This is a genomic window from Paraburkholderia sp. SIMBA_054, from assembly GCF_046534875.1.
In the GTDB taxonomy this organism is placed as follows: Bacteria; Pseudomonadota; Gammaproteobacteria; order Burkholderiales; family Burkholderiaceae; genus Paraburkholderia; species Paraburkholderia hospita.
The window spans coordinates 1-334 of sequence record NZ_JAWRXV010000419.1; the positions used below are offsets into that span (position 1 = coordinate 1).

The following is a 334-nucleotide window of genomic DNA, read 5'->3' on the forward strand; positions in this document are numbered from 1 at the left end:
GATAAAGTCGGCCCTATCAAATCGACCATGGAATTTCGCGCTTGATGTCGTGGGCTTCGGCAGCATCACCGCAATCCCGGCATCCGCGCACTCCTATATCTGAGGTGCATTGTAGTAGCCACGATCGGCGACTGCCCGCAGTTTGGTCCTCCCCATCGCATCGCGCGCGGCTTTCGCCATGGGGCCGAGCTGCGCCCTGTCGCTGACAGAGTTTGTGACCTCGTGCGCGACGATCAGATGGTGCTTGGCGTCTACTGCTACCTGGACGTTGTAGCCCACCATTCCCGGGCCTTTGCCGCTCGTTGCCATGGAGCGTGCATCAGGATCGGTCGTC

The 334-nt window shown here is 60.5% G+C and carries 1 pseudogene; it reads right to left on the reverse strand.

Annotated features, from left to right (window positions below):
• Positions 1–334 (reverse strand): annotated as a pseudogene (locus SB822_RS55735) (transposase); the annotation flags it as partial.